We start from the raw sequence: 6,891 nt of genomic DNA, 5'->3' as shown, positions 1-6,891 counted from the left end.
GCACCGGGGTGGCCGCCCCCTCGGTCGTACGCACGCGAGGCGCACTCAGCCCGCTATGCGGTGGTCCCCCGCTCCGGGCGCCGCCTTCAGCTCCATCTCACGCCTGCGCCGCCTGGCGAGGACCACCCGGCGCTCGGCGGCGGTGAGGCCGCCCCAGACGCCGTACGGCTCGGGCTGCAGCAGGGCGTGCTCGCGGCACGCGATCATCACGGGACAGCGGGCGCAGACCCGCTTCGCGGCCTCCTCGCGGGACAGCCGGGAGGCGGTCGGTTCCTTCGACGGGGCGAAGAACAGCCCGGCTTCGTCCCGGCGGCACACCGCCTCCGTGTGCCATGGGCCGGCCTGGTCCCGCTGATCACGGACCGGCACCGGCGCACGCTGCGCGGGCACGGGGGCGACCTGCAAGGACTGATGCGGCGGTTGCAGCACGGTCTACTCCTGACGACGGCTTCGCGAGCGAGCGACGATGCGCAGTCCCTACCCGCTGTGCCGACGCCTATGCACAGGGTTTCGAACCATGTCCAGTACGCGCAGGGCGTGTTGAGGCTCCGGAAGCCGGAATTCCGCCCGCATCCGGCCCGTATGCCGACCGTATTTCCGCCCGGTTCCCTCAGTGTCCGAGGTGTTTGCGCAGGCGGTCGTGCAGGTCGGCGATGAGCTTGCCCCGCTTGGGCTTCGCCTCGATGTTGCCGAACACCGAGAGGCCGTTGACGACCACGACGGGGGCCTCGGGGTCGGCGCCCTCCAGGGTGCGGACCTCGAAGTTGCCGAAGATCCCGTTGCCGTTGCCGCGCAGGGTGATGTTCTCCGGGACGCGGATCTCGACGTTGCCGAAGACGGAGGTCGCGTCGATGGTGGTGAGCCGCTGCGCGAACAGGGCCTCGGTCAGGTCGATCTCGATGTTCCCGAAGAGCGCGAAGGCCTTGGTGCGCGGGGCGATCCGCCAGCGGCCCTTGCGGGTCGAACTGCTGAAGACGGCGACGAGGCTGTCCACCTCCTGGGCGCTCCGGCCGGTTTCGTACGGGTCGTACGCGGCCGAGGGTGCGGGGCCCGGGACCGGGGCGCTGCCGCCGGGCGCGGGCAGGTCGCTCACCAGGGGCTCCAGCTCGGCCTGGGTCTTCGCGCGGTAGACGGCATCGATGCGCTCGCCGTGCTCCTCGGCGTCGAGACGGCCCTCGGCGACGGCCTCCCGCAGAATGTCCGCGACCCGGTCCCGGTCCGCGTCGGACGCCCGGAGCGAGGTCTGCTGCGCCACCGGGGCGGCCTGCGGGGCCACCGGGGCCGGCGGCTTCTGAAGGGACGGCTGAGGCTTCTTTTCGAGGTCCACCCGACCACCGTACCGAAACGCGATAGATCGCGACAGGGGGCGACTGAGCCTTACCTCACTGACGCGGGGGCCGGTGACCGTTCTACGCTGGTGGGCGCGCCGTACCGATGGAGGTACGGCGACGCCGTCCGCCTGCCTAGTGAGGAATGGCCGAAATGCCAGAGTTTGCGTACTCCGATCTGCTGCCGCTGGGAGAGGACACCACGCCGTACCGGCTGGTGACCGCCGAGGGTGTCTCCACCTTCGAGGCCGACGGGCGTACCTTCCTCAAGGTCGAGCCGGAGGCGCTGCGCAAGCTCGCCGCCGAGGCGATGCACGACATCTCGCACTACCTGCGCCCCGCCCACCTGGCGCAACTGCGGCGCATCATCGACGACCCGGAGGCGTCGGGCAACGACAAGTTCGTGGCCCTGGACCTCCTGAAGAACGCGAACATCGCCGCCGCCGGCGTGCTCCCCATGTGCCAGGACACCGGCACCGCGATCGTCATGGGCAAGCGCGGCCAGAACGTCCTGACGTCCGGCGAGGACGAGAAGGCCCTCTCGCACGGCATCTTCGACGCGTACACCAAGCTCAACCTGCGGTACTCGCAGATGGCCCCGCTGACCATGTGGGACGAGAAGAACACCGGGTCCAACCTCCCGGCCCAGATCGAGCTGTACGCGACCGACGGCGGCGCCTACAAGTTCCTCTTCATGGCGAAGGGCGGCGGCTCGGCCAACAAGTCGTTCCTCTACCAGGAGACGAAGGCGGTCCTCAACGAGGACTCCATGATGAAGTTCCTGGAGGAGAAGATCCGCTCGCTGGGGACGGCGGCCTGCCCGCCGTACCACCTGGCGATCGTGGTCGGCGGCACGAGCGCCGAGTTCGCGCTGAAGACCGCGAAGTACGCCTCCGCCCACTACCTGGACGAGCTGCCCGCCGAGGGCTCGCCCACCGGGCACGGCTTCCGGGACCAGGAGCTGGAGCAGAAGGTCTTCGAGCTGACGCAGAAGATCGGGATCGGCGCGCAGTTCGGCGGCAAGTACTTCTGCCACGACGTGCGCGTGGTCCGCCTCCCGCGCCACGGCGCATCGCTCCCGGTCGCCATCGCGGTGTCCTGCTCGGCGGACCGCCAGGCGACCGCGAAGATCACGGCCGAGGGCGTCTTCCTGGAGGAGCTGGAGAAGGACCCGGCACGCTTCCTGCCGGACACGACGGACGAGCACCTGGATGCGGACGAGGACGTCGTACGGATCGACCTGAACCGGCCCATGGACGAGATCCTCGCCGAGCTCACCAAGTACCCCGTCAAGACCCGGCTCTCGCTCACCGGCCCGCTGGTCGTCGCCCGCGACATCGCGCACGCGAAGATCAAGGAGCGGCTCGACGCGGGCGAGGAGATGCCGCAGTACCTGAAGGACCACCCGGTCTACTACGCGGGCCCGGCCAAGACCCCCGAGGGCTACGCCTCCGGCTCCTTCGGCCCGACCACCGCGGGCCGGATGGACTCGTACGTCGAGCAGTTCCAGGCGGCGGGCGGCTCCAAGGTCATGCTGGCCAAGGGCAACCGCTCCCGGCAGGTCACCGACGCGTGCGGGTCGCACGGCGGTTTCTACCTGGGCTCGATCGGCGGCCCGGCCGCCCGTCTCGCCCAGGACTGCATCAAGAAGGTCGAGGTCGTCGAGTACGAGGAGCTCGGCATGGAGGCGGTGTGGAGGATCGAGGTCGAGGACTTCCCCGCGTTCGTGGTCGTCGACGACAAGGGCAACGACTTCTTCACGGCCCCGGCGGCTCCGCCGCTCCTGACCCACATCCCGGTCCGCGGTCCTGGCCTGGTCTAGGCCGAGTCCCTGGGCGGGGGCGGGGTGGTCTTCGTGCGGGTGCGTCGTGGCCGGCCGCGCAGTTCCCCGCGCCCCTGACGGTCTCCCCCTGGCCCCCTCGGGCAGCGGAGCCGCCCCACGCCCCCCGCGGAGCGTGCTGCATTCGGGTTGTCCTCCGCGATGCGTCACGCGGAGGGTGACTCCGTGTCCGAGGGTGGGCCCATGGATCCCACTGATCCCCGAGGCCCCACCCCCCGCTGGGTCCGCACCGCAGCCCGTGCCACCCTCGCCCTGCTCGCCCTGTCCGTCGGCGCCGCCGCCGTCTGCATGTACTTCTACTTCGGCCGCGACAGCTTCCGCCCCGGCCACACCGAGCGGGCCGGCTGGGCGCCGCTGCTGATCTCGCTCTGCGCGGTGGGTCTGTTCGGTACGGCCGCGCTGGTCAAGCCGTACCTGCTGACGGTGCGCCGGTGCGCGCTGATGGCCGCCACCGCGACCCTGATCTTCCTCACGGGCATCGGCGTGACCTGGTACATCACGTCGCACGACCGGGTCACCGACACCATCGTCGGCACCCCGCTGATGACGGAGCGGGACAGTTCGGCCTTCCTCGCCAAGACGCTGCCCGGGGTGAAGCTCCGGAAGATCCCGACCGGGATCTTCGTCCAGAGCTCGAAGTTCACCTCCCCCGAGGAGGTGGAGGTGAGCGGCTACGTCTGGCAGCGGTACGGCCCCGACGTCCCCGAGAAGAGCATGGGCGTCGTCTTCCCCGAGGGGACCGGCGGGGAGGACGAGATGCGGGAGGCGTACGACACCAGGAGCACCGACGGGCGCCGCCTCAAGGGCTGGCACTTCAGGGCGACGCTCCGGCAGAACTTCGACTACCAGCACTACCCGCTGGACAAGCAGAACGTCTGGCTGCGCATGTGGTCGAAGGCCACCTTCACCAACGACATCCTGGTGCCCGACTTCGCCTCGTACCCGCCCTGGCGGTACGGCCGGATCGGCCTCGACCAGGACTCCGTGACCTCCGGCTGGAGCCCGTACTACACGGGCTGGAGCTTCGGGATGCACGACTACACGATGACGCAGGGGCTGACGGACTGGGACAAGCCGTTCAAGTCCGCGCCGGAGCTGTACTTCAACGTCGGCATGGAGCGCATGTGGGCGGGACCGATGATGGGGCGGCTGATCCAGTCGTTCTTCATCTCGGCGGTGATGTTCCTGGCGCTGTTCGTCTACACCAAGGACGACAGCAAGAACCCCAGGTTCGGCTTCTCGACGTGGACGGCGATCTCCTTCGCGGTGACGCTGCTGCTGGTCGTGGTGGTGGACCAGCAGCAGATCCGGGAGATCGCCGGGGACACGTCGCTGACGTATCTGGAGTACCTGGCGATCTCCCAGTACATCGTCATCATGGGCATCTTCGCGAACGCCATCCTGCTCGGCACGGACACCAACCGGCGGCTGCTTGAGTGGCGGGACAACATGCTGGCGACACTGCTGTACTGGCCGGTGCTGGTGGGGCTGTTCTTCGGGTTCACGGTGATGGTCTTCGCGGGGTAGCAGGTCAGCGGGGCAGGTGCGCGACTCGGCGGCGCCCGCCGCCGAGGGTGTCGAGCATGCCGAGGACGTTCTCGTGTCCGTGTCCTTCGGCGACCGCACGGTCCGCGACTCCCTGGGCGGCGCGGAGCACGGAGGCGTCGAGGCCCGCTTCCTCCGAGGCGTGGGCGATGTGGGCGAGGGCGGTCGCGGCCGAGACGAGGTCGCTCTCCGTGCCGGGGTACTCGCCCGCGTCGGCCTCCTCGGCGAGCTCGTCGATGAACGAGGTGAGCAGGTTGCCGATGTTCTTGGCGAAGGGGGCCAGGTCGGTGGCGGCGACGCCCTGGGAGCGGGCGAGCGCGAAGCTGTGCACGAGGCCGCTCACCGAGGTCCACCAGAGGTCGAGGAGCGCGACGTCGTGGGAGGCGGCGCGGGACGGGTCGGCGCCGAGGTAGGAGGCGGTGCCCGCAAGGGAGTCGAGGGTGGCGCGGTGCGCCTCGTAGGCGTCCTCGGGGCCGCTGTAGAGGAAGACGGCGTGCGGGGTGCCGATGGTGGGGGTGGGGGTCATGATGGCGCCGTCGAGGTACGTGACGCCGTGCTCGTCCGCCCAGCCGGCGGCCTCGCGGGCGCGGGCCGGGGTGTCGGCGGTGAGGTTGACGACCGTACGGCCCTTCAGTGCGTCGCCCGCCTTCCCGAGGATGTCGAGGGCGGCGTCGTAGTTGAGCACGCAGACCACGACCAGTTCCGCGGCCCGCACGGCCTCGGCGGGAGTGGCGGCGAGCACCGCTCCCTCGGCGACGAGGGAATCAGCACGGGATGCCGTGCGGTTCCACACGGTGGTGGGGTGTCCCGCCGCGAGGAACGCCCCCGCGAGGGCCCGGCCCATCGGGCCGAGTCCGAGGACGGTGACGGGCCGCTCGGCCGCCACGGCGGTGTGGTCGGTGGGGGCACTCATGAGGGACTCCATGCGTTGAGGTGTGTGAGGGCATGCGGAAACGAGAGACGGGTGTGCGGAGTTGAAGAATCAGCCGTATCAATGCGGGCTCGACGCGGCGATGGACGTCGTCGACGGCAAGTGGAAGGTGCTCATCCTGTGGGCGCTGCACGAGCGGCCACGCCGTTTCGGCGCGACCAGGCGGGAGCTGCCCGGAATCAGCGAGAAGGTCCTCACCCAGCAGTTGCGCGAGCTGGAGGCCGACCTGGTGGTGCACCGCGAGGTGTTCGAGGACACGGCGATACCGCGCGTCGAGTACTCACTGACGGAGTTCGGCCAGGAACTCAACAAGGCGCTCGGGCCGTTGGGGGAATGGGGCAGGAAGCGGTTGCAGGTACTGAAGGAGCTGGACGGCTCGCCCTCCTCTCTCGCCGGGTAGGGCTCCAGCCTCCACCCGGCGGAGAGGGCGATCAAGTACCCACCATTTTGTGGGTGGTTACTTCGAGGTAAGCGCCTCCTGGGCCTTGAACAGCGCCTTGGCGGCCTTGGTGAACATCGCGCCCCACGCCGCGTCCTTGAACTCCGCCGCCTTCGGACGGGAGCTGGTGACGGCGACCTGGACTGCCTCGCCGCGGGCCGTCAGCGCGTACCAGGGCCCGCCGCTCGCCCCGTTCGTCATGCGGCACGGCCTGAGCTGGGAGCCGCCGACGAGGCGGTCGTCCTCGACCGGGGTGGCGTGGGCCGCGCAGTACTGCAGCGTCTTGCCGTCGTACGGGGGCAGGAAGGGGTAGCCGAGCGCGATGCGCACCCCGCCCGGTTCCGCGCCGAAGACGGCGCGACGGGAGCCGACCACGTCCTGGACGTGCCGCCCGCGGTCGTCCCTGCCGAGGGCGACGAAGGCGAAGTCGGCGGCGTGGTCCTCGCGTTCGGTCCAGGCGGGCGGGACGCCCACGGAGCGGGACGGGTAGCTGCCGTGGGGGGCCTTGCCGTCGTCGTAGCCGGGCACGAAGAGGAGGGACTTCATCGCGCCGCCCACCGCTTTCAGGTGCACGCAGTGGCCTGCGGTGGAGACGACGTCGCGGTTGGCGGAGGTGACGACGGCGGCCGTGCAGGTGGCCTTCTGACCACCGGGGAGCAGCATGAAGAGGCGGCCGATGTGCGTGACGTCGGCGGGGTCGCCGTTCCAGGGGATGCCGCCGGGGGTTTCGTCGCCGAGGGCCCGCCCCCTCGCCCCGGTGGCGGCGACCGCCTCCCGCATCCGGTCGGCGGTCCAGTACGCACGTACC

The 6,891-nt window shown here is 70.3% G+C and carries 7 protein-coding genes; 3 read left to right on the top strand and 4 right to left on the bottom strand.

All coding sequences use genetic code 11. From position 1 onward, the window contains the following. Positions 1 to 45: 45 nt before the first annotated feature. Together ACWGIG_RS35500 and ACWGIG_RS35495 are read right to left on the bottom strand one after the other, a co-directional pair. Entirely contained in the window at positions 46 to 429 is a 384-nt protein-coding gene (locus ACWGIG_RS35500) for a WhiB family transcriptional regulator (RefSeq protein ID WP_453325825.1), read from the bottom strand. A 181-nt stretch (positions 430 to 610) separates the two neighbouring features. Further along, entirely contained in the window at positions 611 to 1,327 is a 717-nt protein-coding gene (locus ACWGIG_RS35495) for a DUF1707 SHOCT-like domain-containing protein (protein ID WP_453325824.1), read from the bottom strand. Between the two features lie 155 nt (positions 1,328 to 1,482). Here ACWGIG_RS35495 and ACWGIG_RS35490 point away from each other — a divergent pair, with 155 nt between their 5' ends. After that, positions 1,483 to 3,150 carry a fumarate hydratase gene (locus ACWGIG_RS35490; RefSeq protein WP_453325823.1) on the top strand — a complete coding sequence of 556 codons (1,668 nt, stop codon included), beginning with the start codon at positions 1,483 to 1,485 and terminating at the stop codon, positions 3,148 to 3,150. Between the two features lie 201 nt (positions 3,151 to 3,351). Next, entirely contained in the window at positions 3,352 to 4,695 is a 1,344-nt protein-coding gene (locus ACWGIG_RS35485) for a hypothetical protein (RefSeq protein ID WP_453325822.1), read from the top strand. A gap of 4 nt (positions 4,696 to 4,699) precedes the next feature. On the opposite strand, the gene ACWGIG_RS35480 is transcribed toward ACWGIG_RS35485, so the two are convergent. Further along, positions 4,700 to 5,626 carry an NAD(P)-dependent oxidoreductase gene (locus tag ACWGIG_RS35480; RefSeq protein ID WP_453325821.1) on the bottom strand — a complete coding sequence of 309 codons (927 nt, stop codon included), beginning with the start codon at positions 5,624 to 5,626 and terminating at the stop codon, positions 4,700 to 4,702. Between the two features lie 100 nt (positions 5,627 to 5,726). On the opposite strand from ACWGIG_RS35480, the gene ACWGIG_RS35475 reads away from it, so the two are divergent. Further along, complete coding sequence (locus tag ACWGIG_RS35475; RefSeq protein WP_453325826.1) at positions 5,727 to 6,044, top strand: winged helix-turn-helix transcriptional regulator; 318 nt, start codon at positions 5,727 to 5,729, stop codon at positions 6,042 to 6,044. Between the two features lie 57 nt (positions 6,045 to 6,101). On the opposite strand, the gene ACWGIG_RS35470 is transcribed toward ACWGIG_RS35475, so the two are convergent. Continuing rightward, positions 6,102 to 6,891: trypsin-like serine peptidase (locus tag ACWGIG_RS35470; RefSeq protein ID WP_453325820.1), on the bottom strand; the 790-nt coding region annotated here is incomplete at its 5' end.

It is taken from the genome of Streptomyces sp. NPDC054863 (assembly GCF_053610825.1).
The sequence above is the reverse complement of the archived record's forward strand: the minus strand, read 5'-3'. Positions and strand labels throughout refer to the sequence as shown.